The sequence below is a fragment of the Paenibacillus sp. NRS-1781 genome, assembly GCF_050467745.1.
In the GTDB taxonomy this organism is placed as follows: Bacteria; Bacillota; Bacilli; order Paenibacillales; family Paenibacillaceae; genus Paenibacillus; species Paenibacillus terrae_A.
This window is the reverse complement of the sequence record NZ_JBITPI010000055.1, coordinates 20,258-46,919: the sequence shown is the minus strand read 5'-3', so window position 1 is coordinate 46,919 and position 26,662 is coordinate 20,258. Positions and strand designations below refer to the sequence as shown.

Genomic DNA, 26,662 nt, shown 5'->3' with positions numbered 1-26,662 from the left:
CTACAGTCGTTACAGATGTTTTTGCTTGAGCTGATCAATCAGCTCTTTCCCCAACTGTATAGCCATGTCCGTCAACATTCGGATTTCTTCCTTCGTTACATGATCCATATGCGCCCCGCAGCAAATTGCAAAGTTACCCGCAAACTCTTTTCGTAATCGAACGGCAATTTCTTCGGTAATATAAAATTCCTTGTGGGCTTGCAATTGAACGGTTTGGATCGGCTCCAGTCTGGCTCCTGCTGTAATCGTTCCCAGATGGGGCTGATCGCCGCCGGAAATAAGTACGACTATGTCCTCTCCCATAAAATAGGCATCCAGCACAAGGCGGATACGCCCGCTTTCCTTTTGCAAATGAATCATATGATTCTCTCCTGTCTAAAAAATAACATGTGAATAGATTCACTTTATGTGTTTCTATTCATTCTATCGCTTCCAAAACTGTTCCACAATTCAAAAAGACCCACAGCAGACCTCCGTAAATGGTGGCTTGCTGTGGGTCTTCTGTTGTTATTTTAAAAGGAACCTTCCGTGCATCTTATTAACGGATCGTGATGGTATGCGCAGCTTTACCGCTTGCGCCATTATTATCCGTCACCGTCAATTCCACGGTATACGTTCCGGCTGTGGTAAATTTATGCTTTACCTTGGAACCGGACGCTGTATCGCCATCGCCGAAGTTCCAGCTATAGCTGACGATTTCACCGTCTACATCACGTGAGGCTTTTCCGTTAAACGGAACGTTCTTGTTCTTCTTGGCTGAATCATTCGCCTGAATGATTGCAACTGGTTTCTCATTAGAGGTCGGCGGATTCGGATCAGGGTCCTGCCCTCCACCCTTCGTTACATACAATCTTCCGGGTGCTTCCGTCTCCACTTTATTTCCTGCTGCATCCTTTACCCGGATCACGATGACTCCACCCTCCAGGCTCAGAGAAGAGGAAGTGAAGTAAGTTCCTTCATAATGACCTGACGAGGTTTCGTTTAACGGAATTTCGTTTCGGGCCAAGCTGGTCAGATTGAAGGGCAATTCCACGCGGAAGGATGCCTCCAATCCAGACGCACTATCGAAGGATACCTGCACCGGTTGCCCTGGAGTGATACGCACATCCTTAGCAGGATTAATGTTTTCCAGCTTCGGCAAGGCTGTATCGACATACACCGAACGGGTAACCGTCGTTACGTTCTCCGCAAGATCTTTTGCAGTCACCGTAATCTGATTTTCCCCTTCATTGATAAGCAAGCGCTTGTTAAAGCTGCCGTCGCTTCCAAATTCGGCTGGCTCCCCGTTAATCGTCAAGTCGGTGAGGAACTCGTCGTACACCGTACCTGTTACACTGACGACGCCCGCATTTGTCCGGGCTCCTTCATCTGGCGAAGTCAAGATCAGTCCCGGTTTAGTCTGGTCAAGTATAACGACCACAGGCTCGGAACGATCTGTTACTTTGCCGTATACCGCCGCCTGAACACTCAGTGGATTGGAACCCGGCTGAAGATCGACTGCCAGACTGAACTGGCGATCCTTCACCTTGGTTGTGCCCGCCAGTTCATTACCGTTAAAGAGCTGGATGTCCGCCCCGTCTGCCGGGGAAGTACCTGTAACGGTAATTGTCTCTTCCTTCGTATACGTTGCCTTGGTCGGTGTTGTAATCGTTGGGGCATTAACCGGATATCTGACCATCGCCCGGATCATGTAATTGCCCTCAGTCTCCGGTGATTGACTCCATGCGCCGCTTACACCTTGCCAGCTACGAAGCGCATTCGGTCCACTCTCGTCTGTAGCAAGACCCGGGGACTGCGTGCCTGCGCTAGGCTGCGTATAGACGATATAGAAGTCGCCTTGAACCGTAACGGGTTCAGGGAATTGTACCGTCGTCCACTGTGTCTCATCCCTAACGGCTGTACCGTCAAATGGACCAGCCAGCAGACGTCCCGGTGCGCCTGTCGCACCAGATGCATCATAGACGGAGTATTGGAACGCCGTTCCTCCCGGATTCGGGAAGGCAGAGTTCCAGAACAGAAGCGACGCTCCTGTCACTTGAGCCACCTCTGATTCAGGTGTCATTCTGACTGCCCAGGAGTTGCCTGCCGCGTTAAAGGCTCTGGCATTTTCTCCAGTACCGTCATCATAAGCGATGCCCCCCTGGAAGCCGATAAATGGCTTCAATGCGACATTCGCTTCCACACTGCCGTTCGGAGGTGCTGTGACCGTGACACTGTCGCTGTAATAATTTTCTGCTGCAATGGATAATGTATATGTCCCTTCCAGCACATCCAGCGTAAATTCTCCAGCCTCATTGGTTTCTATCGTAGCAATGCGTGCATCCTCCAGCACCAGTACTTTCGCTTTTCGGATCGGTTCACCGGATTGCTTATCGGTAATGACTCCGTGAATCGTACCATGAGGTACCGCTTGGAGACTAAAGTTCGCTCTGATGACTTTATTATTCTCAATCGTGACCTGCTTCGTTTGCGGCTCATAGCCATAGGCTTCAGCCTTCAGCGTATAATCGCCAGCTACGTGAATGAAGCTGTATTTACCTGTGGTCGGATCGGTTTTCACCGAACGTCCGGTTTCCAGTACGGTAACTATGGCGCTGGCAGGAAGACTTTCGAGACCGACACGTCCACTGTCCACTGTGGCTTCCGTCGGCTTTACTTTTTCTTGGAATTCACTCTTTTCGGTGCTTGTAATTTTGTACAGCGGGAATTGTTCTTCCGCTTTTTCCAGTTTGATATTCGACTCAGGTACTACATCCTTGGTCACTGTCGAGGCCGGAATGCCCAGCACACGGAAATCGTCAATGTACCAACCGTTTTTGTTCACACTGTTATCCGATTTCAAGCGGAAGCGAATTTGAATCTCATTGCCGGTATAGCTATCCAGATTGTAGTAAACTGGAGTCCATTTTTTCCCATTGGTGTTATGAGAGAATTTGCCTAGCTCGGCCCAGGTGTCGCCATTATTTTTGGACACTTCCACATAACCGAAGTCATAGCCGGACTCAATTTCAAACCAGTGGTTGAAGGTCAGTGTTGCGTTCCGCACACCATTCAAATTTATTTTTGGAGAAACCAGCGAAAAGTCAGCTCCGCTCTCATAGTTACTATCGAGATCGGTTGCCCATACGTTTGGTCTCGATACTGCACTTTCTGGTCCCACTTCTGTGGGGATGCCACGTTCCCATTCATCCTTGGTACCAGAATGAGTCCAGCCATTATCCGAGTTGCCATCAAACGAATCGCTATACAGCGTATCCGGCACATCTACTCTCAGTGAAGCCTCATTCGACTTGGCTCCCTCGTTACCACTGTAATCCTCGGCCGCCACTGCATAATGATAGGTCGAGCCGCTGACCGTGATCGTATCGGTGAAGGTCAGTCCAGAGGTTGTACCCAACGAAGTGTAATTGCTGCCCGATTGGGTGGAGCGATACACCTTATACTGCTTCACGTCTTCATCGGATGAAGCATTCCAGGCCAGCGAGACGTTGCCAACTGTATCCGCTTCGGCAGTCAGATGACTTGGCGCGGCAGGTGCAACGGTATCCGGCTCCTGAAGCGACAGATCGTCGATATACCAGCCATCTTTTACAACTGTATTATCACTTGTAAAGTTGAACAGAAGGTATACCTTCTGACCTGCAAATGCTCGCAGATCGAGATATTGTGTTTTCCAGCCGTTGCTGGTGCCTGTAAATGATAATACCTGCTCAAATGCATTCTGATTGTTGGTGGTGGCTACATACACCTTGCCGAAATCAGAATTGTTTTCGATATCGTACCAATGCTTGAAGCTGAGCAACGCCCCTTTGGGGCTATTGGTCAGATCAATCGGAGGAGCGAGGAAATAGCTGTTAGAGTTGGGCGCATATTTGCCTTCGAGATTGGTCGCGAGGACCTTCGTTCCCGAATATGCACTTCCGGGGCCGCTTACCGGGGTTCCCCATTTCCAGACACTACCTTGTCCACCAACATTGATACCGGCAATATCCTTTTCAAAATCCTGTGTGTAGCCAGGTTTGACGCCTTTGGAGACATTAACCTTGTACACTTCGGTTTCAAAACCGTTATTGCCGTAATCATTCACTCGAATATAGTATTCCAGACCGGCGCTATCCACCAGGAAAGTCGGGATGGACGCTTGGTATGTACCGTCTTTGCTGTCGCCGGAGGTCCGTTCCAACGGAATATATACATAGTTTGACGTACCCGCTGTTTTGGCAAAGGCCTCAACTGCTGTCACCCCGACATTATCCGTTACATGAGCAGTCAGAGGTATGTCAATGCCCTCGAATGCCGCAGCAGACGGTGTATGCTCCAGAACAGGCGCTTCCAGATCCTCTCCACCTGTTACAACTTTACCGGATACGGAGCCCAAGCCCTGAACGACAGAGCCGACTGCATCCAGTGCATTAATAACACCATGTCCGTAGCCATTGTTCGGAGAGGTCGGATATGTGCTATCCGTGCGTGGTGTAGCTGTATTTTCCAGAATCTCTTCCAGCTGATCCACGGTAAGCGAATGATTCGCTTGCAGCAACAGAGCCGCAAGTCCCGCTACATGAGGGCCTGCCATGGAAGTTCCGTTATATCCGCCTTTATAAGCACCGCCAGCAACGGATGATCGAATATTTACACCCGGTGCAGAAACTTCGGGCTTCACTTCACCGTATGGCGACGGTCCCAGCAGTGAAAAGTTGGCCAGCTTGTCATTAAGATCGGTTGCTCCAGTGGCAAAGGATTCCGGATAGTTAGCCGGATTCGCTACCGATCCAGGGCCACCCGGATTGGAAAGTGAGGTGTTACCTGCGGAGAATTCAGGGAATATCTGTGCATCCCGCCATGCTTGAACCACAGGTCGGAACCATTCATCGAGGCCGGGTCCGCCGCCCCACGAATTGTTCACCACGTCCGGTGCAAGCTCGGGATGAAGATTGCCCTGGGCATCCCTTGGCGCAAGCAGCCATTGACCGCCATCGAGGATAATTGCATCCGTCGTTTCCGGATTAAAAATCCGAACCGCAATCCACTTCGCGCCAGGCGCAACGCCGACCCGATTCGTTCCATTTTCCTCGGAGCCGACCATCGTTCCCATCGTATGCGTACCATGGGAACTGTCTTCCTGATCGACTGGAAGCGTCGCATGACTATGCGGATCGTACCAGCTCAGCTCGGGATTCACGACATTGCCTGCCGCGTCCAAACCGCGCCATTTGCGATGCAGGGCCGGATGAGTATAGTCTACACCTGTATCGAGATTGGCCACGACGATTCCGGTTCCGTCGATTCCTTGTTCCCATACTTGGGGTGCATTAATATGTGATATATTCCATTCCACGGTAGATGGGTCTACAGCGTTCTTACCTGCATTGCCGGGCTTCGCCGATGTTTTACTATCGTCCTTTTCCAGCTCTAACGCTTTCTCTGCCGTTGCAGGTTTTGCCGTGTCTGCTGTCGCTGTTTCAGCAGTTTTGGCGGCTGTCCCCTCTGCCTGCTTGTCAACTGTCACCTTTTGCAGATAACGTGTTTCATTCGGCAAAATTTTGTCTACCTCAGGCAGCTGCGAAATATGGTCCAGCACCTCCTTGGTGCTTGTGACTGCCAGGGCATTGACAATAAAGTAGCTTTTATATTCCTTCACTCCGCCGCTCTCTGATTGTTTATCCAAATAATTTTCAAGCCCGTATTGGGTTCTTGAAGCAGTTTCACGCAGAGAGCTGATCACATGGCTGCGGACAGCCATTTTGGCGGCAGAGGGTGTTATTTTCTCAAGTGAAGCCTTTTGGAGAGCATTTTTGGAAACCTTGTTCGTGTCTACCTGCTCTTTTAATTTGACCAGATAGGTTACATAGTTGTTCTCCTCAAACTGTTTGGTCAGTTTTGGGGATACCTTTGCAGTCGTTACCTTGTGCGCAGCTGATTTCAACTCCAGCTTGGAGCCGTCCGGTGTGTTATTCGCCAAAGCGGGTTGAACAAAAGAAAAGGCCATAAGCAAAGATAGTCCGATAGATAGTGGTTTCTTAAATCGTTTAGGTTTAATCAATTACTTCTCCACTCCTTTTACTAGGTTTAATATTTCTGGTATAACCTGTACGAGAGTAAGACCTCATGCCTTCTTGCCTTGCACATCAAATCTACGGGCTGTACAACATGATAGGGTTGGCAACCACCTCCTTCATAGAATATAGAGGTCAGCATTTTGCATCACTTGATCCCCAACGCTCGAAAGTACAATTTGAAATCGCTCTTGGGATTGTTGCAAAGGTGCGTTTATTTCATAGGTGGATGTATTTCATAGATGAGTTTGTGAATCAAAGATAGCGTGCGATGAAATTCAGCAGATACCAAGGAGAACAAGCAGGAGAATGTCGAAGAGAGAACATGTTATAACACGACATGTTATATCGTTACATTTTATATTAAAAAATGATATAAAAACATATATTATGGATAGTATAAAGTTATCAAATCAGATATACAAGTGATTTTTTTTGCAATTCCCTTGAAATTTATAATTTTTGTATTTTCTATGTACGAAAACCCTTTGTAGCGGCTGCGTTAATGTTGCATTACACGGTTAGCAGGTGTATGCAAATCTCTGGACGAGCCGCTTCAAGGGATTTCCGAAGTTTTTCTAAATCACGATCAGACCATTCTAGTTAAGTACCGAATTGACCGCAGCCAACGCGTCGATCAGGCCATATCCATAGCCGTTATTCGGTGAAGTTTTATATTGGCTGTCTGTCAGCGGCGTCGCTGTTTTCGAAATAACATCCTCCAGTTGATCCACTGTCAAGGATGGTTTGGCCTGGAGCAGCAATGCCGCTAATCCGGCTGTATGCGGGCCTGCCATGGATGTACCGTTCCAGCCCCCCTCATATACTCCACCAGGAACAGAGGAACGGATGTTTACGCCAGGAGCTGTTATTTCAGGCTTCACTTCGCCATATGGAGAAGGACCACGCAAAGAGAAGCTCGCCAGCTTGTTGTTGACATCAGTCGCTCCAGTGGCATAGGCTTCCGGCAGATTCGCCGGATTGGCTACAGACCCAGGACCGCCCGGATTTGACAGAGTCGTGTTGCCTGCGGAGAACTCAGGGAAAATCTGTGCCGCTCTCCACGCTTTGGTGACAGGACGATACCATTCATCCTGCCCAGCTCCGCCACCCCATGAGTTATTTACCACATCCGGTGCAAGCTCAGGATGCTTCTTGCCATTTTTGTCTACTGGAGCCAGCAGCCATTGACCTCCGTCCAGCAGAATGGAATCTGTCGTGTTCGGATTGAACACTCGAACTGCAATCCATCGGGCACCAGGAGCAACCCCAATTTCATTCGTACCGTTACTATCCGAGCCAACGCTCGTCCCCATCGTATGTGTACCATGTCCATTTGCATCTGTTGGCAGTGATGCTCCGTTAACCGCATCATACCAGCTCAGCTCTGGGTTCACGACTTGACCGGAAGCATTCAAGCCGCGCCATTTTCTTTTCAGCGCCGGGTGAGTGTACTCTACGCCTGTATCGAGATTGGCAACGACAACCCCTTTGCCGTCAATGCCTTTGGCCCAAACCTGTGGTGCTTTGATTTTGGAAATATTCCATTCGGCTTTGCTCGGCGTTACAGCATCCTTATATACGGATTCCTCCACGGATTTTTGTGCATTCTCTTCCGTTACAGCCGTGTCTACAGCAGCTTGTTCGGCTGTCGCTTCCTCGACTGCTGTCTGGGCATCCTTATCTATTTCAACCTTTTGCAGCTCCCGTGTTTCATCCGGTAAAATTTTGTCTACCTCAGGAAGTGTGGCGAGATTATCCAATACCTCCTTGGTACTCGTTACCGCAAGTGCGTTCACAATAAAATAGCTCTTGTACTTTTTGACGCCTCCGTTATTGACTTCCTTTTTTAAGTACTCTTCCACAGGCTGTTGAGATTTTTCAGCAGTATCTATGAGAGAGTTCACAACCGTTGTACGTACAGAAAGCTTAGCGGCAGCGGGGGATATCTGGTCTGCGGAAGCCTTTTGAAAAGCATGCTTGGCAACCGACTCTGTATCTACCTGATCTTTTAATTTGACCAGATAGGTGACGTACTCGTTGTCACTGAATTGCTGGTTCAGCTTGGCTGAAACCTTGGCGGAAATAGTCGAAGCCCCTGCCACGGTGGTTGTGCTCGCATCTCCGTACACTGGAGAAATCAGAGAAAAAGCAAGAATAGCTGTAAAACTAGCCGATAACGTCTTTTTGATATTTTTCGACTTAATCAATACTTATCATCTCCATTTACTTGGTTTTGTGGTTCTTAAGAACAACCTGCCGACAGCCGTGTGAAAAGCTCACGAAATAGACTCTGGTCATCACCTCCTTCAAAAAATATAGATTCTAGCATGGAATCCATAGGTCATGATTCTGTGGTGAACAACCAAGGGTGCAGGACCAAGAGAAACAGTGTTCTGTTGGGACAAAGGCATCGCTGGCGCTTGTACAGCACCATGCTACCTACTATGTCCGTCCCCAAGTAAATTTTCAAAATTCAGCTTATATGGCTTTGGAAAAAGTAAGAGTAAACGTGAAGAAAAAAAGTAGGGTAGGGAGCCAGAAGTGATCGAGGAGTTTAAAACCTACGCATTAAAAACCAAATTAAAACAAAAGAATAATACAAATGGTATCTTTTGAATCTAGTATAATGTCATAAAAACAGATATACAAGCATTTTTTTTGAATTTTTTCCCTTTTTCTTCGAAAAACAAAAAACCTCTTCCGTTTTTACGAGCAGGTGCTATTCTTGATAGTGCCCTGCTAATCGTAAAAATAAAAGAGATTTTTCGGCAGTCGTTCTGCACTCCAATAGAAGAGTTCAGAGAGAGCTATCTGCCGCTATTTACAGGTATGGGAACCGGAACCGCTCCATCCGAAATGGATGGTTTTGATAGTGCTTGCGATCTGCCGCACAGAGCAGCGCATTCCCGAAAAGCCATCTGCCTGCACCCGCGACATGTATCCCGATCCACCAGTGCTATGGCTGCTGTGAGGGCTTCTCCTGTATGCTCGAAAAAATGCTCGTGTCCGATCATGTCGTAGCATCCGGTTTTGTGAAGTAATGTCTGCGGCTGCGGCTGGAGGCCGGAAACAAGTACCGTTCCACCGGATTTACGATATTTCTGAATCAATGCGGTAAAGTTAGACTCTCCTGTCATATCCATAAAGGGAACCTTACCCATACGCACCAATAAAATCCTTTGCTTATGACCAGCCTGACCTCCCATCCCCGAATTTTCCAATGCCGAAGCGGCACCAAAAAATAGAGGGCCTTCCACACTATAAATCGCTACCTGCGGGCAATCATGCTGCTCTGTAACCATATGGGCGCCGACTTTTTCATGCTTGACAGAAGGATCGGGTAACACCTTATCCACTGAAAGCGTACTGCTCATACGCTTGACGAACAGCACGACCGCCAAAATCAGACCTACTTCAACAGCCGTGGTCAGCGTCGTAAATACCGTCAGTAAAAAGGTGACAACCAGTACGATAGAGTCCGCTGTCCGCGTCTTGAGGATGTGTGCAAAATGTTTGCGCTCGCTCATATTCCAGGCGACCACCATCAACACCGGAGCCATACTCGCCAACGGAATATTGGATGCATACGGAGCAAAAACAACCAGAATGAGCAGCACAACCAAGCCGTGTACAATCCCCGACATGGGAGACACGGCACCACTGCGGATATTGGTGGCAGTGCGCGCAATTGCCCCCGTCGCTGGAATGCCGCCAAACAGCGGTGTAAGCAAGTTGGCAACACCCTGTCCGACCAGCTCACGATTGCTGTTATGCCGGGCTCCTGTCATGCCGTCAGCAACCACCGCCGAAAGCAGGGATTCGATAGCTCCCAGCATTGCAATGACAAGCGCGGGCGGCAGCAGCTTCACAATCAGATCCCAGGTCACGCTTGGAACATGCAGCTCAGGCAGAGATGCCGGAATTGCGCCGTATGCGGAGCCGATCGTTGCCACCTGACCCGGAAAAAACCAGGCTGCCACCAGCGTGGATAAGAGCAGGCCAACGAGTGAACCGGGTACCTTGGGCCATTTTTTAGGCACCAGAATAAGGGCGGCAAGACAGATGCCCGCCGTCAGAATACTGTACACATTCAGTGAAGGCAGGCGATGGATCAGCTCTGCCATAGAAGGCAGGAACGTTTCATGCCGCTCTACTCCGCGCAAGCCAAGAAAGTTAGCAATCTGACCGCTAAAAATCGTCACGGCAATGCCCGCCGTAAAGCCAATCGTTACTGGCTTGGGGATGAACTTAATTAACGCGCCTAGCCTCAGCACGCCCATTAAGATGAGCATAATTCCCGCCATAAAACCGGCTATAAGCAAATTCTCATAACCGTACTGCATGACAATAGCCAGCAAAATCGGAATAAACGCGCCCGTCGGTCCGCCAATCTGAAATTTGGACCCTCCCAACAGTGAAACCAAAACGCCTGCCACAATGGTTGTATACAGCCCGTATTCCGGCTTTACTCCTGATGCAATGGCAAACGCCATGCCGAGCGGAATGGCCACAATTGCCACGATACTTCCGGAAATCAGGTCCTTTCGCAAAGCTCCTGCGTTATATCCCTCGAACCTTCCCATCCACTTCATCCTCTGTAACCCTTCTTTTCTGTAGTAGCATTACTTCTCGTTCCGTATACCCTCCAGCAACGAGATCGCTTCGACCAGATGATTGTCAAAAATTTGCCGCGCCACCGCAAGCAGTTCCGTCAAAAGCGGGTCCCGTAACGAGTAAACGACCGTGGTGCCTTCCTTAATGCTGCTCACCAAATTTTTGGCGCGCAACACGGCCAACTGCTGCGATACGGCAGAGCCTTCGGAACCGAGCGCAGTCTGTAGCTCATTTACGTTCCGCTCCCCTTCACTCAACACCTCCAGAATGCGGATGCGCAGAGGGTGAGCCAATGCTTTGAAAAAGTCGGCCTTAAACTTCTGGAGATCGCCTTCCATGCTTGCTCCGTCCCCTCACAAAAATTGTTCTGTAAACCATCAACAATCTCTGAATATTTGAATATTTAGATAGTAACAAATTTGGGTCATTTGAACTATGATTTAACTCACACTTCACTATGATTAAAGTCACATCTTTCCATTCTTCCTCTGTTCAGGGTTGACAGCTTCCACAGGTTTCCATTAACATAGCAATTAACTTTAGGAAAAGGGGGCCGACAGACATGACTGAGCTTTACATGATGGTGACAGACAGGCAGCATGACAAAACCACATATTTGAATTTTCGTCTCATCGGCCCCGTTCGGGCGACATGATGGGTGACATCGCGTTGTCTGACAGCGTGATTAACCAGGCTTTTTTCTGTATTTAATGCTATTGGAAGAACAGGTTATTTTACGTATGAATGATGTATAGATCATGACGTGTAATGACACTTTCGGTGCAGGAAGCCGTAGACGACAAGTCTGCGGCTTTTTTTATTTTCTTTTTTAAAGCTTAATTTGTATGTAATTTAGATTTCAGGATTTTTGCAAAATCCTCATTGACATGAAGAAGGGAACTATCCAACCATATGAATATACAAAATACAACAGACTCATTCTTAGAAAAGGGACCTTATAGCCATCTGATGAAGCTTCCGGCTGGCGATTTGACCGTATATGCTTCTCAGCAGCTTTTCTCCTCGCTGGATTACAAGGTGTTCGAGATGGCTAATAACAATTTACAAATTCCCGGTATCCGCTATATGGGCTATACACCAGATGTACATGTAGGCATCGGAACCTGCATTGGTACGACTGCGGTATGGGGAATGGAGGACGGCTATGTGTCTCCCTCCATCGTCGGCAGCGATATCGGCTGCGGTATGCGCGTACACCTGACGAATTTGCACAAGGATGCCTTGAAGGAAATCAAGCTGCGCCGCAAGCTGGTCAAAACCATTGATAAATATTTGCCGATGGAAGCCCACCAGCGCGGACATTATTCAGATATCCGGCTGGAGCATATTGTACGCAAGGGCCTGCATGGGTTACCCAATAAATATATTCCGGACAGCTACACACCTAAAAAATCAACCTCACTCACCCATGTGGAGCACAGTAAATTCTCATTTGATGAAGAGGTACTTAATCTCGTCGAAGATCGCACGTGGCACCGGGCTCACCGACAGCTCGGCACGCTGGGTGGAGGCAATCATTTCGTTGAAATTCAGGCGATTGAGATTGCCGAGCACAACCGTGAAACAGCCGAAGCCTGGGGAATGTTCGACGGTCAGGTTGCCGTCATGGTCCACTCCGGTTCACGTGCCTGGGGTGGAGCGGTCAGTCAAGCCAGCTCGTCTGCCATTGCCAAAGCAATGGGTCGCCTTGGGCTTGGCACCTCTGATCCAAGGCTGGTATTTGCCCCTCTGGAGCATCCCGAAGCTGCGCATTACATCAATATGATGTACTCGGCGCTGAACTATGCGGTGGTGAACCGGCATTTGATCGCATATTCCGTACGTGAAGCCTTCCGTGATGTCTTTGGTACAAAGTGCGAGTTGCGCACCTTGTACGATCTGATGCACAATTATGGTTGGGAGGAGTCCCACCCGGATCACGGTAACGTGTTTGTGCATCGTAAAGGGGCTACCCGCGCTCTTCCAGCCGGACATTCCGACAATCCAAAACCTTACCGGGAAACTGGACATCCGGCCTTGATTCCCGGCTCTATGGGGACGTCCTCCTATATTATGGTCGGCCTGCCGGGCGGACAGGGTAACTTCCACTCCATTTGCCATGGAGCGGGCCGTATCCGTTCACGCTCCGCGACCAAACGGCTCGTAAGTGTGGACGAATTTGCCGGAGCACTTGGTGTAGGGACAGACGACGAGATTGTGGTCAATCAGTCATCGCTGGAAAGCATTCTCGACGAATCTCCCCAAGCCTACAAAAATGTAGATGATATTATTGAAAGTGTCACCGGGGCAGGACTCGCAGCCGTTGTAGCCAAATGCAAGCCGCTGGCCGCCCTGAAAGGAGCTAAATAATTGAGTATAGACACCCCAGCTATTTACAAATTTGATGAACGTACGGATGGGCGAATTACCGGCTATGCCGCTTATGCCCGTCTGATCGACGGCATCAGTGAAGCCCTATATAACCGTTATGGCGTAAAATATGAGCTGTATGCCAGCGACGATCCCAATATTGAGTATTGGGAGTTGCTGGAGGAGGACATTCGTTCAGGCAGCCCGGATCTGGAGCATGTGGCACGGGTCTTTGATCGCCTGGAGGAACGTACCATCCAATATGACGATGACGGGCCCACTCCAGAATACGGCGTGCACCTGTCGATGCGTAATAATGTATTCGCCTATCCCAAGTGGGGCATCGCGCTGGCGCGGGTTCCCTTTTTCCGTGAAAATGGCGTATATAATGAAGATTACGTATTTGCGACAGGCGATGAGGAGCTGCAAGGCTTCCTCGCGGGGGTACGCGGGCGTGAACGCAAGCAGAACATGAAGCGGGTCACCGTCTTTACGGACACAAGCCGTGGATTATCCCGGCACTCGGAGCCGATTACCCGTGCCATTACGCGGGATGACGTTATTTTGAAAACGGAAATCAAGCGCGATATTTTCCGTTCACTGGATCAGTTTTTTGAAGCAGATCGTACCTTCTATCAGACTTATAATATTCCATACAAACGCGGTATTCTGCTGTACGGCCATCCAGGCAACGGGAAAACGACGCTTGTCAAATCTATTGCGAGCAGCGTACCGGGTCCGGCCGCCTACTGGCAAATTACGGAGTATACAACCAGTGAATCGGTCAAAGAGGTGTTCGAGGCCGCTACCCGTCTGGCTCCGATGGTGCTGGTCATTGAGGATATTGATTCCATGCCGCAGGAGGTTCGTTCCTTTTTCCTGAATACACTGGATGGTGCTACTTCCAAGGAGGGTATCTTCCTGATTGGAACGACCAACTATCCCGAAAAAATTGATCCGGGTCTGATGAACCGGGCGGGTCGCTTTGACCGCGCCTATGAAATCAGTCTGCCAGACGAAGCGCTGCGACTGGCGTATCTCAAGCTGCGCAACTTCCTTGTTTTTGCAGGAGAGACAGGTACACAGAAGGCGGCAGCGATGACTGACGGCTTCTCACTGGCCCAGCTCGGCGAGCTGTATGTCAGCACCGCTCTGGAATGGCATGAAAGTGGAACAACAGATATTGAGCTGATTATTAAAGGTATGCGAGGCGAGTTGGATAAGAGCCGCAAGCAGGACTGGTTAAAAAATGTAGCCGAAGGACGAGTTGGCTTCTTCTGATTTCCTTTTAAACCAGCCAATGAGCATAATCAATTTCCAATCATTGACTGTATATAGAACCGTATGTTACGCTCATAAGCAATAAAGTATCGAAAGGGTGACCTTAAGCCAATGATCTACTAATCCTATTCCACCAAGAGAAAAAATCGTGTTCTTACGAATTTTCTGGATAGGATTAGTGTAGGCTTTTGATATTAATGATCAGAGCATTGCTTCTTTGACGGGAGCCGTGTGTCTTTTTGTTCATATATCTGCCTCCTATCCAGAAACCAATGGATAAGGAGGTTTTTTGTATGAAAAGAATATTGGTAATTCTGATGATTAATATATTCATTGTTATGGTGGGCGTTGGTTTAATTACCCCCATCCTGCCGGAGCTGATTATCGAATTTGGAGCCAGTGGACAGTCGATTGGATTATTAGTGGCAGCCTATGGCATTACACAATTCCTGCTATCTCCAATGACCGGACAATTGTCTGACCGATATGGGCGAAAAGTGTTCATCATCGCAGGTGTCATTATTTTTGCTGTAGCTAAACTTATATTTGCTATTGGAGCTGCACTTTGGATGCTGTATGTCTCTAGACTTCTGGAAGGAGTGGCAGCCGCCCTGATTGTCCCACCCATGATGGCATATGTGGCTGATATTACAACTTCTGAAGAACGAGCCAAAGGAAATAGCCTGCTAGCTGCAGCCATGTCTTTCGGCTTTGTCATTGGACCTGGACTTGGTGGTCTTCTTGCAGGCTATGGAACGAGGGTGCCGCTTTACGCAGCAACGGGAGCTGCTATAGCTGCAGTTATTTTTTCAGTGATTTGCTTACCTGAAAGTCTATCGAAAGAGCAAATGAAAGCAGCGCGAGCAACAATGATTCATAAGGAATCCATATTCAAGCAGTATGCGAAATCGTTGAAATCAAAATATGCGATGCTCTTTGTAATGGTCTTGGTAATGACCTTTGGACTCGCTAATTTTGAATCCGTTCTTGGTTTATATGTAACAAACCGTTTTCAGTTCTCACCGCAGCATATTTCAATTATTCTGACCGCAGGCGCTGTGATCGGAGTCGGGATGCAGGCATTGTTTGTTGCAAAAATAATTAATAAATTTGGTGAAAAACGAGTCATCAAAGGTTCTCTTCTTCTCACCTCTTTTGCTTATATCTTATTTCTTTTTGCCACGGATTTTTGGTCCATCATCCTTGTGACCTCCGGCATTTTCTTTGCCACCGCCCTGCTTCGTCCAGCCCTCAATACACAATTATCGAAGAGGGCCGGAACTGAACAAGGCTATGTAGCTGGTATGAATAATGCCTATATGAGTATTGGGAACATTGTAGGGCCTACTATGGCGGGATTCTTATTCGATGTAAATATGTTCGCTCCATTCATAGCTAGCTGTTGTATTCTTTTGATTACCTTTTTGATTGCATTAAAATTGAAATAAAACTTTTTTCTGTACCTTTACATCCAAGGTTTCGTATAATAGATTTCAATATGAAGATTAGTAATATTTACCTCGTCTTCGATTGAAAGGAAGGCATCATGGAAACCCAAAATTCAACCCTATCCTCTGCTTCACCCGAAGGAAGACGTTCAGCCTGGGCCACCTTCACTTCGCCTTTAAGGCAATCCAAAGCGTTCACTCTATTGTGGCTTGGTCATTGGATCGCTATGCTGGGAACCTCGGTCACCACCGTCATTTTGCCACTGGTTATCTATTCCCTGACGGGCTCGACTACAATCATGGGGCTGGCAATGACTGTCTATATGCTGCCTAACGTGCTTATTCTGCCCTTTGCGGGGATGATTGTGGATCGGATCGACCGAATCCGTCTGCTTCTGTTCACCAACATTGCCCGCTTTGGGCTGATGTTCGCTGCGGCGGTGTTGATGTTTACCGACGGGATGAAACTGCCGTATCTGTTCGTTGGCCTTGCCTTATATGGATTGATGGACGGTATCTTTAATCCAGCTTATTCTGCCCTGCGCGCACAGGTATTTACGCCGGACATTCGCAATGCGGCTAACGCGCTCAGTCAGATTAGTATTCAAGCCGTCCGCCTTCTCGGCCCTCCACTGGGCGGTTTCATTGTATCCTTCACCTCACCGGGGGTCGGCTTTGGTCTGGATTCTGTCGCCTATCTGATATCTTTTGCCTGCTTCTGGATGCTGAGCAGTCATTTGGCCTCGATCATCGGTAAGCGCCAGGCAAATGCAGAACAACAGGATCAGGAAGGTCAGCATTTTCTCAAGGATTTTATTGCGGGCTTTACGATTCTTAAAAGTCATCCGTGGCTGTGGATTACGATTCTGGCTTTTTCCTTCATTAATATTTGTTACTCAGGTATTATTGCAGTACTCATTCCGTGGCTGTTCAAGGTTCATCATAGCTACAGTCCAGTCGTGTATGGCGTTGCGATGGCAAGTAGCGGCGTCGGTGCCATGCTGGGTGCCTTTGTATACGGGTCGCGCAAGCACTGGAAGCATCGCGGCCTGCTCGCTTACCTCGGGGCTTTTGTCAGCGGGCTTGCTTTATTATTGTTGTCTGTAGTCACCTGGATGCCGGGACTGATTATGAGCATGATGCTTGAAGGGTTCGGCATTATGATATTTGCGATCATTTGGGAAACAAGCCTTCAGGAAATGGTTCCCGCCGAATCCTTTGGTCGAGTAGCCAGTCTGGATCTAATGTTTTCCTTTGCCTTACTTCCTGTAGGCTATCTGGCTGTGGGTGCGATGGCGGACAAGCTTGGCGGCATCTTCACGATCGGTCTGTTTTCAACCGTTGGCATGTGCATCGTGTTGGGCGTTTTATGTGTGCCTCATATCAGGCGGTTTCAATAAAAAAAGCTGCTCCCGCAGGTTCATTTGCGAACCTTGCGGGAAGCAGCTTCTTTTCATTCTGTAGCCTTATGTCCTATAAGGGCTAGTGGAATCAATTCATTATGTGTTAGCCTCTGCTCCGTCCAACGGAGCGGAAGACCAAGCTTACGATAACAACCAGCACAATCGCACCAATTAATGCAGGGACAATGTAGAACGATCCGATTTCAGGACCCCAGTCGCCCAGAATCAAGCCACCCAACCATCCACCGATAAAACCAGCGATAATGTTACCAATCACGCCACCCGGAACATCACGACCTGCGATAATTCCTGCCAACCAACCAATAATACCTCCAACAATCAATGCCCATAACCAACTCATTTTACTTCACCTCATTTAAGTTTTTATCGTTGTGTTCTATTATTAACCACTCGAACTCCATTTGAACACATTGAGCACAAATGGTTAATATTACCTAATGAACAGAACAATGACTTAGGAGCTTGTTACCATCCTACGTGCTTAACTGCCTATTTATAACCCTGGTGTGAAAAGTGTGTATAAATTACAGTTATCCTTGTATTCCTGCTTTTTTTGTGCCATCCTCACATTATGGCTTCATTGAAGTCGCTTCATGCATACGTTGCAAAAATATCAGATGATAAGGAGTGACCCCAACTGGAGTGTCGTGTCGGATGCGCCGCGTGCTGTATTGCTATTACGATTTCATCCCCTATTCCCGGCATGCCTGATGGAAAACCGGCTGGTGTCCCTTGCCCCCAGCTCACTTCGGATAACCGTTGCCGATTGTTTGGCAAGCCTGAGCGGCCAGCCGTATGCAGTGGATTTCATGCTGATGAAGATACGTGCGGAAGCACCAACGAAGAAGCATTTGAGCTGCTGAGAGAATTGGAAGAGTCTACTCAACCGGGTAAAGCTTGAGTAGACTCGTTCTATATATGAAGGAGGATTTTTCCACTATGAATTTCATTGAAAAAAGAATTGCCGAATTGAAGCTGTATCAACCGGATCTGACCGCTGCGAAGGACATCGAGCAGTTCTGGGACAAAACACTGGAAGATGTACTGGCTAAACCCGTGCGTGCGTTCAAAACACCAGTGGTAACGCCGTATCCTCATATTCATGCCTCACGGGTTACCTTTGAAGGTATAGATGATACGCCGCTGCATGCATGGTATATACGCCCCCAATTTGCCGGAAATCAAAAGCTGCCGTGTATTGTCCTTTTCCATGGCTACACAGGTGGCAAGGGCTATCCTGAGGATTACTCGTCCTGGATGATGCTTGGCTTTGCTGTATTTGCCGTAGATGTACGCGGTCAGGGTGGTGAAACAGGAGATCGTCTGGATGATCCTCATGGTACGGTTAAAGGCTGGGTAACGAAAGGAATCCTGGATAAGGATACCTGCTACTACAAAACGATAACGACAGATGCCCTCAGAGCCGTAGATTGGGTGGCAGAGCAGTCGGATGTGGATGCGAGCAAAATTGCAATCTCTGGGGCTAGCCAGGGCGGTGGACTTGCATTAATGGTAGCTGCACTGAGTAATAAAGCTGCTGTTACGGTGGCTGACATCCCCAATATGTGCCATATGGATTTTGGCATGATGAATTCTACCAGCTCGCTGACAGAGGCTGCCGAATTCGCAAACCGATTTCCAGAGCATTTGGAGCGGGTGCTACATACATTAAGTTATTTTGACGTGATGAATCTGGCTCCTCGCATTCATATTCCTGTCATGGTATCGGTGGGACTCAAGGATACCGTATGTATGCCGGAAACGATTTTTGCTGCTTATAATCGCATTGAATCACCGAAAACGATTGAAGTTTATCCATTTACAGGACATTGGGTGGAAGGCTTTCAAAGACGCAAAACTGCTGATTTTTTGGTGAAGGCTTTAACATTGGATTGAACTGGTTTCCGGTGCGCAAAAAAAGAACACCACGCGGTAATCTGCGCAATGCTCTCTTCTCTGCTGCACCGGGGCTAGTCCCGTTTGAGGGGCTTAAGGAGCAAGATCCTAGAATCTCACTCCACGTATACTAAAATATTACGATGCGGCTCGCTGTTCTGCTGCCGAATCCCCTGTCCATTTTTTCACCCAAATCCAATCCATAATGATCAGACCAAAAGGAATGAAGGACGCAAACATCATGAATAGAGGCCGCCGTAGAGACCAATTCAGTGCTGTTTTGCCATAGATCAAAGCGACGAGGAGCAGCAAGAAGCTGATCCGGTATATGTTACCGATCACCATGACTGTCTGGGTCATGCCCGCAGCTTGCAGCGGCTGATGGGTGAATAGGATTGCCAAATACGCTATACCTTGAATCCAGAGCATGAGTCGGACACGCCCCAAAGGTGTTCTTAACACACATTCGTTCCCCTTTCCAAAAGCCGGGATGTTCTCTCATCCTACACTTCCTTCATTATAACGAAAAGGTTCCTAAACTCCAACAGATTCAGATTCAGATTCAGCTTCAGCTCCAAATAATCCAGCTTCAAGTTTTGACCAAATGAGTTGTGTCTGATACAGTTGTGTAAGAGGTGATTGCAAAATGCTTAAACTGGGTATACTGGACCAGTCTCATATTCCTGAAGGCGGTACGGCTCAGGATGCCTTATCCCAGACAACTGCGTTAGCGCGTGAAGCCGACAAGCTGGGGTATAGCCGTTATTGGGTGTCTGAGCATCATGCATCCAAAATGCTTGCACACTCCAGTCCTGAGGTGCTGATCGCACATTTGGCTGCAAATACATCACGTATTCGCGTCGGCTCCGGCGGTATTATGCTGCCACACTACAGCGCATATAAAGTCGCTGAGAATTTCCGGCTGCTGGAGGCGCTTCATCCGGGTCGAATTGATCTGGGTCTGGGACGTGCTCCCGGCGGTTTGCCGCTGGCAACACGTGCCTTACAGGAAGGTAAGCACGCATCCGTCGAGCAATATCCACAACAGATTCTGGATTTAATTGATTATTTCCATGATTCCGTGCCTGCTGACCATCGGTTTGCCGGGCTTCATGCGGCACCGACGATTTCGACCATTCCTGAACTGTGGCTGCTCGGTTCCAGTGGAGAAAGTGCAAGGTTAGCCGCGATGATGGGCGCATCCTATGCCTTTGCCCAATTTTTCGGCACACCGGGCGGGGTGGAAGCTACCGCACGCTACCACGATCAGTACCAGCCTTCCATCCTGGGGGATAAGCCCCGCTCCATGGCGGCAGTTACTGTGTCATGCGCCGAAACTACAGAAGAGGCCGAGCAGTTGGCTTCCAGCGCCAGCCTGTTTTTCCTGTTGCTTATGCAAGGCAAAGAAATGACTTCACTGCCATCCGTGAAAACAGCGCTGTCCTATCCGTACACGGAGTTTGATCGCGAGCGACTGCGTCAGTCAGCATCATGGCGCGTTGTCGGTACACCCGATCAGTGTAAGGAGCAATTACTACGCTTGGCTGAGCAGTATCGTACCGATGAGCTGCTAGTTGTCTCATCCATTCATGACTTAGATAAGCGCGTTCAGTCCTATCGTCTGCTGGCCAAAGCTTTTGATTTGGCTTAAACACGATTGAACCTAGAAACACCGATATTTGGAAACGCAAAGAACCCCCGCCTACCTGTAATGGCAAACATGGGGGTTCTTTGTTAAGGGATGGTCCATTAGGACCAAGCCCTCTGTGCTATGGAGTAGTTCAAGCACCACTAAAGTCGAATATCATATGGTACTTTAGTAGTATGAACACTGGAACCAAAGTTCTGAAATCGCCCTTCTAAAGTTCCAGTACCCATATACTAAAGGAGCATACTCTATAATCCAATATTGAAAATGTTGGACCCAAAAGTACCATGTTCTTTACTCATTCCGGGTATGATCCCTGTTGTGCCTTAAGGCTCTATACCCCATACCAGCTTGCCCTGTTGATAAACGGTTGCACGGTCCCAGTTTGCGAAGGCGGTTTGGCTGGCACCATACGAATAATCGTTGGTTTCATCAAAATTGCTCCAGTTCCCAGCATGGATACGAGGTTGAATTTCTCCGCTTTCCCCGCCGGGCTGAATAGTACCCATTTCATCAGTAAATGAAATTTCCACATATTTATCAGCCTTTGCCTTCGGCTCTGGCAATGTTACAAACGTTGCTTTTACATTTTCATTTCCAACCTTGGCCCAGTCTACAAAAAATTGCTGACCTTGTTTGCTTTCATCTGTGTAATAGTAGCGAATTTTCAAATCACTCAGCTTGACAGCCGTTTTTCCTGTGTTTTTGATATTAAATTCAGGGCGAATTGCGTTATCCTTGGTATTCGTGTCTCCGGTGCGATATTGAAGCACAATCCCTTGATCGTCCCCGCCTGGTGTGCTTCCTCCGTTGCCGTTATCGCCGCCGTTATTCCCACCATTGTTACCATCTTCGCCACTGTCACCACCGTTATTGTCGCCTCCAGTATTGTTGTTGGAGCCTTCCAGAGTGGCTTGTTTGACGAATTTACCGGAAGCCGACAATTGTGAATCAGGCCATCCCCCTTTACGGTTAGCGCCAGGTAAAAGCGCAGCAGAGGTTTCATTTTTATCAGCCAACGACCAGTTTGCCCAACTGATTCCACGACTAGCCAGGAAATCTGTCCATACCTTAGACTCATTCAGGAACGGCCCCCCGTTACCCGAAGCATCACTGGTTCCCCATTCCGTAGCAAATATGCCCACGCCCTTGTTCAGCGCGTAATCGACGCGATCCCGCAGGTATTGTCCGTGCGTACCCGCATAGAAATGCACGGTGTACAGCGTATTTTTGTCTGGAAGTGGGTTATCTGCTGCATCGTGTACATCCTGGCTCCACGTGCCTGTACCCGCAATAATAATATTGTCCGGGTCCTTGGCCCTAATGACCTGGGATACCTCCAACGCATAAGGACGAATTTGGTTGTTCCAGTTCACGTTCCCGTTCGGTTCGTTGGCAAGCTCGTAGATCACGTTTGGCAAATTCCCGTACTGAGTTGCAAATTCATTAAAGAAAGCCTTGGCTTCATTTTTATGAATGTTCGGATCACCATCCGCGAGAATGTGCCAGTCAATAATAACGTATAATCCCAGCTTCTGTGCTGCCTCAATCGCTTCCTTCACTTTATTTTTTAATGAAGGATTGGCAATATAACCGTCCTCCTCGGTGTACAACGCAACCCGGAACAAGGAAATTCCCCAGTCGTCCCGCAGCCACTTCATGGAATCCTCATTCACCAAATCTCCAAACCATTGGACACCATGAGAGCTAATCCCTTTGAGCTGTACAGGCTGCCCGTTTTTATCCACCAGTTTGCCGTTCTTCACTGAAAGTTGCCCGTAACGCTCCACAGGAGTTGTACCGGCAGCCTCTGCCGTCTGCGCATTCCAGTTAAATCCGTTCGTTAACGTCAACAGTAACACCGCAGTTAACATCACCGCTACTCTTTTTGCGATCCTTGACAGGACCCATTGCCTTTTCATCATTGACACATTCCTTCCTTTTTATAAAGTGGATAAGCTTATCAGTACGTTGTTCTCCGCCTTTTTTCTCCCCTCCTTTGTACAGCAAGAGGATCAGGTCCAACATTAGGTGTCACTTACCTGTATATGGATGTTACTACTATTATAGTTAGTTCTATGTTACATTTCGACTTTATGGTGGAAAATGAACAGTAAGTCACGGTTTCGGGACAAAAGACCCACCTGAAAATTGCGAAATTTGACGAATTTTGCCACTATGAAAAAGGTTCTTAAACCTTCTAAAAAGCCTAAAAAAAAGACTGCTCCCCCATGCCCTTCGGCCCGGTATAGCAGTCTTATCATGATCATGTATGTGGATCGGATTGTGTTAAACATATCGTATTAACGTATGGTCTGCCTATTACCCCTGAGCGGCTGCCTGAGGTTTTTTGATCGTCTGATCTTCCTTCGTATCGCCGCCATCCGTCACTTGACCTGTCAGTATAGTCTCAGATGAGTTGCCCATTACCTTGTCGATCAGTTGCAGCCAAGGCTCTTCACTTCCACCACAGCTCTCAATATCACCGAGCAGGGAGTCCAGTGTAGTTCCTTCTTCCGGCAAATCAATAACTAAACTGTCTTCGTCTACCTGGATGGTGCAGCAGGTTTTCATTGTAAATCCCTCGCTTAATTCTTATTTGAGCATGCACACGCAAGCTCAGATAGGATGAATTCCCATGGATTAAGGGATAACCCCCCTTTGAATCCGTTTAAGACTATAAACCTATTGTTTTGAAATTGCAATGAACAAACCTTGAACTTTTTTCAGAATTAGCGAGGGACTACATAACATTTTCAATAAAGGCTAGACCCGAGTTACGATTTGATCTACCAAGCCATATGCTACCGCTTCCTCAGCCGTAAGGAAGTGGTCTCTATCCGTATCTTTTTCCACACGCTCCAGCGGTTGCTCGGTATGATCTGCCAAAATACGGTTCAACTGTTTCCGGCTCTTGATCAGACGCTCGGCATAGATCAGCACATCCGAAGCTTGGCCCTTGGCTCCGCCTAACGGCTGGTGAATCATAATCTCACTGTTGGGCAGCGCCATCCGCTTGCCCTTCGTGCCTCCGGTCAGCAAAATCGTACCAAAGCTCGCTGCCATGCCTGTGCAAATGGTAGATATATCATTTTTCACAAATTGCATCGTATCATAAATGGCAAACCCCGCTGAAATAGACCCGCCCGGACTGTTAATATACATCTGTATGTCCTTTTCGGAGTCCTCGGCCGTAAGATGCAGCAGCTGCGCTACAATGACATTTGCCATACGATCCTCAATCTCGCCCGATACCATAATGATGCGATCCTTTAATAGCCGGGAATAAATATCATAGCTTCGCTCTCCGCGACTCGTTTGCTCAATGACATAAGGAATGGTGCTCATTAGCCAAAACTCCCCTCTTGTTAAGCGGCCATCCTAGCCTGCATGTCATGGGAAGGATTAGAGTTTATTTGAGCGCCGGAAGAATAAAAGCTCTGATACAGCACAGATCCGGCAATCGCTATTGGCTCAGCCATATCGTTCAAGCCAAGCGCAATCCAGCGTTGTGCGTCTCCTGCACGAAAGGCCGCCAAATAAGCCTTAAGCCATTCCCGCTCCTCTTCATGCTCAGGTAGGGCTACAAACTCCAGCCCATTTCCCTCTTTGTGCTTCTGGGCAAGCAAAGCGCGGGCCCGGCCTAAGGCCGCTTTTACCGCACCTTCCGTCGTATTCAGCATCTCTGCCGTTTCTGACGCCGTATATCCCCATACATCCCGCAGCACCAAGATGGTCCGCTGCCATGTTGATACATGTGTTATTAAATATTGAAGCGCCAGTTCCAAATCTGGTGTGTAATTTTCTTCATAACAATGAGAAGGCTCATCATACTTTCGGGTATAATCTCCTTCACCATCCGTAGGCAGGCGCTTTTGAGCATTTTGCCTGCGAATATCATCAATCCAACGATTCCGCGCGGAACGGATTAAATAAGCCTCGCCATTTTCCAGCTCATGCAGTTTTTTCTCAGATTGCAGCATATGCAAAAAAGTTGCCTGCGCCAAATCCTCCGCATCCCATGTGGAGCCTGTCAACGAAAGACAGTAGCGATACAACGCTGGAAGTACTTTTTGGAATGGTTCATTTCCCATCAAGTGGGAAGATTCATTTTTCATCCGTTCGGATATCACAAAGGCCATATTTGGGGCCCCCCTTTGTTCAGTCCATTTGAGTTTGAGTGTTTCATTGAGGTAGACGGAATTACATATCAAAAGGATACGGTCGTTTAAAGGAAGTTTCAATTCATCAAACGAGTGTCTAATAGTCCCAGTGACTTTGTTCTTACTTTTGGACATATGTAAATTTTTATTTTAAATGAATACGTTAAAGCACCCTACTTCCATATTGAGGCTTGTCGAATTTTGAGACTAATCCACAATCATCCTTCCGGCTCCGCCGCCTTGCCAGCGACCTGCTGTGCGCTTCCCCCGTCCAGCTCCTTCCAGAATAAGAACTAACTGCCTGTGAAGCTGCACATGGGAATATTCCCTGTACTCCGTACCGCTTCGGTTGGCGATATAATGCTGGATAGATTCTCTGTCCACGGCTTCCAGGTTCAGGCACATGAGCGCAAACATACAATCCATCGGATCGGTTGCGCCACTTTTAAGCAGCTCGGATGCAAAATACCGCATCGTTTCCGGGCGCAATGTACTATGCTTCAAACCCGCAAGGGGAGCATGAATATCGCTCCATGTATTGAACTCGGTAGCCATGTCGGCAAAATCCTGATAGTCCGAGCGAAGCACGGCTCCATCCTTGAGCTTAAACCTGCCCAGCTCCAGCTCATCCAATCCGATCTCGGCCTCATCCTCCAGCACGATATCCGCATGATGAACAGTGAAATCCGGTCGATTCGTTTTTTCCATAAATAGCAGCTTCAACACCGACAGCCGCCCCGTGGCCGCATACGGCACTTCCTGCTCCTGCTCCAGCAGGTATAGCCTGTCCTTGTGCTTCACGATGCCTCTACCGATGATCAGCCTATCCTCAGCTACAGTTACGTTCATTCCGGTAATAATGCCATCCGAATAATCCTGATACCGGATGTCCAGAAAACTGCGAGGATAATCTCGCAGATTTTCCAGCATCTCGGTTTTAAGAATACGGCCTTTCTCAAACTTCGGAACGATATGGGTTAACATGGTTCCCCTCCTTTCACAATTCTTCTTTATTCAGGGGAACAGACAGCCGATTCACACCGGGCGCAGGAGGCGGAACAGTAACTCCATCATCGGTGGGCTGAGCTTTACTTCCTCCGAGTAATCCAGTAAACAGGCGAAAATTCTTTTCTAAAAATCTGCGTATATCCATCGTGCTCCCCCTGATTGAAAACTGCGATTCATTAGAATTTTAAGATCTATTTATCTACCTTTACATCCCGGCTCCCCGCTCGGCCTGCTCACGCAGGATATGATTTAGCTCGCGTTTATCCACAACATAGGTATGGGCGATCAGATCGTGAAGGGCCTGCTTTTTGGCCGTGAAAGCGGTCATGATAAAACCGATCATCAAAATGATGGAGGAAATTAACTTACTCCAGTAGCGTGCGCTGGCACGGCCAAAGCTCAGCTTCAGGTTATGCTCGTCTACCACGACGATTCCGAGGGCCAGCTTGCCAACCGTTGCTCTACATTTGGACGATTCCATAATGGCAGAATACAGCCATACAGCACCTAAATTAAATAAAATCTGTACAATCATTCTCACCGTAAATATCGGTGCCTCGCCAGCTGCGATCAAGGATGCTTCCGCCGTTGAAGGCCCCGTATCCCCAACTGCTTGGATCACAAACATGATCAAACCGATAATCATAAATACGAACCATAAAATAATACTGTCGATAATATGGGCCAAGACCCGTTTCCAAAAACCTGCGTATAACATCCTACATCCTCCATATATTGTATTTTAATTCCA

General features: G+C 48.1%; 21 protein-coding genes. 7 read left to right on the top strand and 14 right to left on the bottom strand.

What is annotated here, in order from left to right; all coding sequences use genetic code 11:
* Positions 1-9 precede the first annotated feature (9 nt).
* The 5 genes from ACIFO6_RS20240 to ACIFO6_RS20220 all read right to left on the bottom strand — a co-directional run bounded on the left by ACIFO6_RS20240 (position 10) and on the right by ACIFO6_RS20220 (position 11,011).
* Positions 10-360, bottom strand: coding sequence for a hypothetical protein (locus ACIFO6_RS20240; protein ID WP_430043279.1), 351 nt, complete (start codon positions 358-360; stop codon positions 10-12).
* 178 nt (positions 361-538) lie between these two features.
* Complete coding sequence (locus ACIFO6_RS20235; protein WP_430043277.1) at positions 539-6,043, bottom strand: S8 family serine peptidase; 5,505 nt, start codon at positions 6,041-6,043, stop codon at positions 539-541.
* A gap of 612 nt (positions 6,044-6,655) precedes the next feature.
* Positions 6,656-8,266 carry a S8 family serine peptidase gene (locus ACIFO6_RS20230; protein ID WP_430043276.1) on the bottom strand — a complete coding sequence of 537 codons (1,611 nt, stop codon included), beginning with the start codon at positions 8,264-8,266 and terminating at the stop codon, positions 6,656-6,658.
* Between the two features lie 600 nt (positions 8,267-8,866).
* Positions 8,867-10,651, bottom strand: coding sequence for a SulP family inorganic anion transporter (locus ACIFO6_RS20225; protein ID WP_430043273.1), 1,785 nt, complete (start codon positions 10,649-10,651; stop codon positions 8,867-8,869).
* A gap of 30 nt (positions 10,652-10,681) precedes the next feature.
* On the bottom strand, positions 10,682-11,011 hold the full coding sequence (locus ACIFO6_RS20220; protein ID WP_014282840.1) for an ArsR/SmtB family transcription factor: 330 nt from the start codon (positions 11,009-11,011) through the stop codon (positions 10,682-10,684).
* Positions 11,012-11,585: 574 nt separating this feature from the next.
* Here ACIFO6_RS20220 and ACIFO6_RS20215 point away from each other — a divergent pair.
* From ACIFO6_RS20215 to ACIFO6_RS20200, 4 genes are all read left to right on the top strand, one after another.
* Positions 11,586-13,043: an RtcB family protein gene (locus ACIFO6_RS20215; protein WP_430043271.1), complete on the top strand. Its 1,458-nt coding sequence runs from the start codon at positions 11,586-11,588 to the stop codon at positions 13,041-13,043.
* A complete protein-coding gene (locus ACIFO6_RS20210; RefSeq protein ID WP_430043270.1) occupies positions 13,044-14,324 on the top strand; it encodes an AAA family ATPase in 1,281 nt (426 codons plus the stop codon). It begins immediately after the preceding gene.
* Positions 14,325-14,617: 293 nt separating this feature from the next.
* Entirely contained in the window at positions 14,618-15,772 is a 1,155-nt protein-coding gene (locus ACIFO6_RS20205) for an MFS transporter (RefSeq protein ID WP_430043269.1), read from the top strand.
* Between the two features lie 98 nt (positions 15,773-15,870).
* Positions 15,871-17,172 (top strand): MFS transporter, encoded by a 1,302-nt coding sequence (locus ACIFO6_RS20200; protein WP_430043267.1) that lies wholly within the window; start codon positions 15,871-15,873, stop codon positions 17,170-17,172.
* A gap of 106 nt (positions 17,173-17,278) precedes the next feature.
* Here the strand turns inward: ACIFO6_RS20200 and ACIFO6_RS20195 are convergent, their stop codons facing one another.
* Positions 17,279-17,536, bottom strand: coding sequence for a GlsB/YeaQ/YmgE family stress response membrane protein (locus ACIFO6_RS20195; RefSeq protein ID WP_430043265.1), 258 nt, complete (start codon positions 17,534-17,536; stop codon positions 17,279-17,281).
* A 297-nt stretch (positions 17,537-17,833) separates the two neighbouring features.
* On the opposite strand from ACIFO6_RS20195, the gene ACIFO6_RS20190 reads away from it, so the two are divergent.
* Positions 17,834-18,097 carry a YkgJ family cysteine cluster protein gene (locus ACIFO6_RS20190; protein WP_430043296.1) on the top strand — a complete coding sequence of 88 codons (264 nt, stop codon included), beginning with the start codon at positions 17,834-17,836 and terminating at the stop codon, positions 18,095-18,097.
* Positions 18,098-18,135: 38 nt separating this feature from the next.
* On the top strand, positions 18,136-19,092 hold the full coding sequence (locus tag ACIFO6_RS20185; protein WP_430043263.1) for an acetylxylan esterase: 957 nt from the start codon (positions 18,136-18,138) through the stop codon (positions 19,090-19,092).
* A gap of 138 nt (positions 19,093-19,230) precedes the next feature.
* On the opposite strand, the gene ACIFO6_RS20180 is transcribed toward ACIFO6_RS20185, so the two are convergent.
* Entirely contained in the window at positions 19,231-19,554 is a 324-nt protein-coding gene (locus ACIFO6_RS20180; protein WP_430043261.1) for a DUF3817 domain-containing protein, read from the bottom strand.
* A 184-nt stretch (positions 19,555-19,738) separates the two neighbouring features.
* On the opposite strand from ACIFO6_RS20180, the gene ACIFO6_RS20175 reads away from it, so the two are divergent.
* Positions 19,739-20,743 carry an LLM class flavin-dependent oxidoreductase gene (locus tag ACIFO6_RS20175; RefSeq protein ID WP_430043258.1) on the top strand — a complete coding sequence of 335 codons (1,005 nt, stop codon included), beginning with the start codon at positions 19,739-19,741 and terminating at the stop codon, positions 20,741-20,743.
* A 323-nt stretch (positions 20,744-21,066) separates the two neighbouring features.
* On the opposite strand, the gene ACIFO6_RS20170 is transcribed toward ACIFO6_RS20175, so the two are convergent.
* From ACIFO6_RS20170 to ACIFO6_RS20140, 7 genes are all read right to left on the bottom strand, one after another.
* Complete coding sequence (locus ACIFO6_RS20170) at positions 21,067-22,665, bottom strand: cellulase family glycosylhydrolase (protein ID WP_430043257.1); 1,599 nt, start codon at positions 22,663-22,665, stop codon at positions 21,067-21,069.
* A gap of 397 nt (positions 22,666-23,062) precedes the next feature.
* Positions 23,063-23,314: a hypothetical protein gene (locus ACIFO6_RS20165; RefSeq protein WP_283652900.1), complete on the bottom strand. Its 252-nt coding sequence runs from the start codon at positions 23,312-23,314 to the stop codon at positions 23,063-23,065.
* Between the two features lie 192 nt (positions 23,315-23,506).
* Positions 23,507-24,088 (bottom strand): ATP-dependent Clp endopeptidase proteolytic subunit ClpP, encoded by a 582-nt coding sequence (gene clpP / locus ACIFO6_RS20160; protein WP_430043255.1) that lies wholly within the window; start codon positions 24,086-24,088, stop codon positions 23,507-23,509.
* A gap of 20 nt (positions 24,089-24,108) precedes the next feature.
* Positions 24,109-24,882, bottom strand: coding sequence for an RNA polymerase sigma factor (locus tag ACIFO6_RS20155; protein WP_430043253.1), 774 nt, complete (start codon positions 24,880-24,882; stop codon positions 24,109-24,111).
* Positions 24,883-25,110: 228 nt separating this feature from the next.
* On the bottom strand, positions 25,111-25,887 hold the full coding sequence (locus ACIFO6_RS20150; RefSeq protein WP_430043251.1) for a DNA and RNA helicase: 777 nt from the start codon (positions 25,885-25,887) through the stop codon (positions 25,111-25,113).
* Between the two features lie 13 nt (positions 25,888-25,900).
* Entirely contained in the window at positions 25,901-26,056 is a 156-nt protein-coding gene (locus ACIFO6_RS20145) for a hypothetical protein (protein ID WP_170970890.1), read from the bottom strand.
* A gap of 60 nt (positions 26,057-26,116) precedes the next feature.
* The gene (locus ACIFO6_RS20140) at positions 26,117-26,629 is read right to left on the bottom strand and encodes an RDD family protein (RefSeq protein WP_430043250.1); all 513 of its coding nucleotides are present in this window, start codon (positions 26,627-26,629) and stop codon (positions 26,117-26,119) included.
* Positions 26,630-26,662: the final 33 nt, after the last annotated feature.

Excerpts from the sequence above, each read along its gene's own strand:
- ACIFO6_RS20240 (WP_430043279.1), bottom strand. The coding sequence starts at position 360 with ATGATTCATTTGCAAAAGGAAAGCGGGCGTATCCGCCTTGTGCTGGAT.
- ACIFO6_RS20225 (WP_430043273.1), bottom strand. The coding sequence starts at position 10,651 with ATGAAGTGGATGGGAAGGTTCGAGGGATATAACGCAGGAGCTTTGCGA.
- ACIFO6_RS20220 (WP_014282840.1), bottom strand. The coding sequence starts at position 11,011 with ATGGAAGGCGATCTCCAGAAGTTTAAGGCCGACTTTTTCAAAGCATTG.
- ACIFO6_RS20215 (WP_430043271.1), top strand. The coding sequence starts at position 11,586 with ATGAATATACAAAATACAACAGACTCATTCTTAGAAAAGGGACCTTAT.
- ACIFO6_RS20205 (WP_430043269.1), top strand. The coding sequence starts at position 14,618 with ATGAAAAGAATATTGGTAATTCTGATGATTAATATATTCATTGTTATG.
- ACIFO6_RS20200 (WP_430043267.1), top strand. The coding sequence starts at position 15,871 with ATGGAAACCCAAAATTCAACCCTATCCTCTGCTTCACCCGAAGGAAGA.
- ACIFO6_RS20195 (WP_430043265.1), bottom strand. The coding sequence starts at position 17,536 with ATGAGTTGGTTATGGGCATTGATTGTTGGAGGTATTATTGGTTGGTTG.
- ACIFO6_RS20185 (WP_430043263.1), top strand. The coding sequence starts at position 18,136 with ATGAATTTCATTGAAAAAAGAATTGCCGAATTGAAGCTGTATCAACCG.
- ACIFO6_RS20175 (WP_430043258.1), top strand. The coding sequence starts at position 19,739 with ATGCTTAAACTGGGTATACTGGACCAGTCTCATATTCCTGAAGGCGGT.
- ACIFO6_RS20170 (WP_430043257.1), bottom strand. The coding sequence starts at position 22,665 with ATGATGAAAAGGCAATGGGTCCTGTCAAGGATCGCAAAAAGAGTAGCG.
- ACIFO6_RS20165 (WP_283652900.1), bottom strand. The coding sequence starts at position 23,314 with ATGAAAACCTGCTGCACCATCCAGGTAGACGAAGACAGTTTAGTTATT.
- clpP (WP_430043255.1), bottom strand. The coding sequence starts at position 24,088 with ATGAGCACCATTCCTTATGTCATTGAGCAAACGAGTCGCGGAGAGCGA.
- ACIFO6_RS20155 (WP_430043253.1), bottom strand. The coding sequence starts at position 24,882 with ATGGCCTTTGTGATATCCGAACGGATGAAAAATGAATCTTCCCACTTG.
- ACIFO6_RS20150 (WP_430043251.1), bottom strand. The coding sequence starts at position 25,887 with ATGTTAACCCATATCGTTCCGAAGTTTGAGAAAGGCCGTATTCTTAAA.
- ACIFO6_RS20145 (WP_170970890.1), bottom strand. The coding sequence starts at position 26,056 with ATGGATATACGCAGATTTTTAGAAAAGAATTTTCGCCTGTTTACTGGA.
- ACIFO6_RS20140 (WP_430043250.1), bottom strand. The coding sequence starts at position 26,629 with ATGTTATACGCAGGTTTTTGGAAACGGGTCTTGGCCCATATTATCGAC.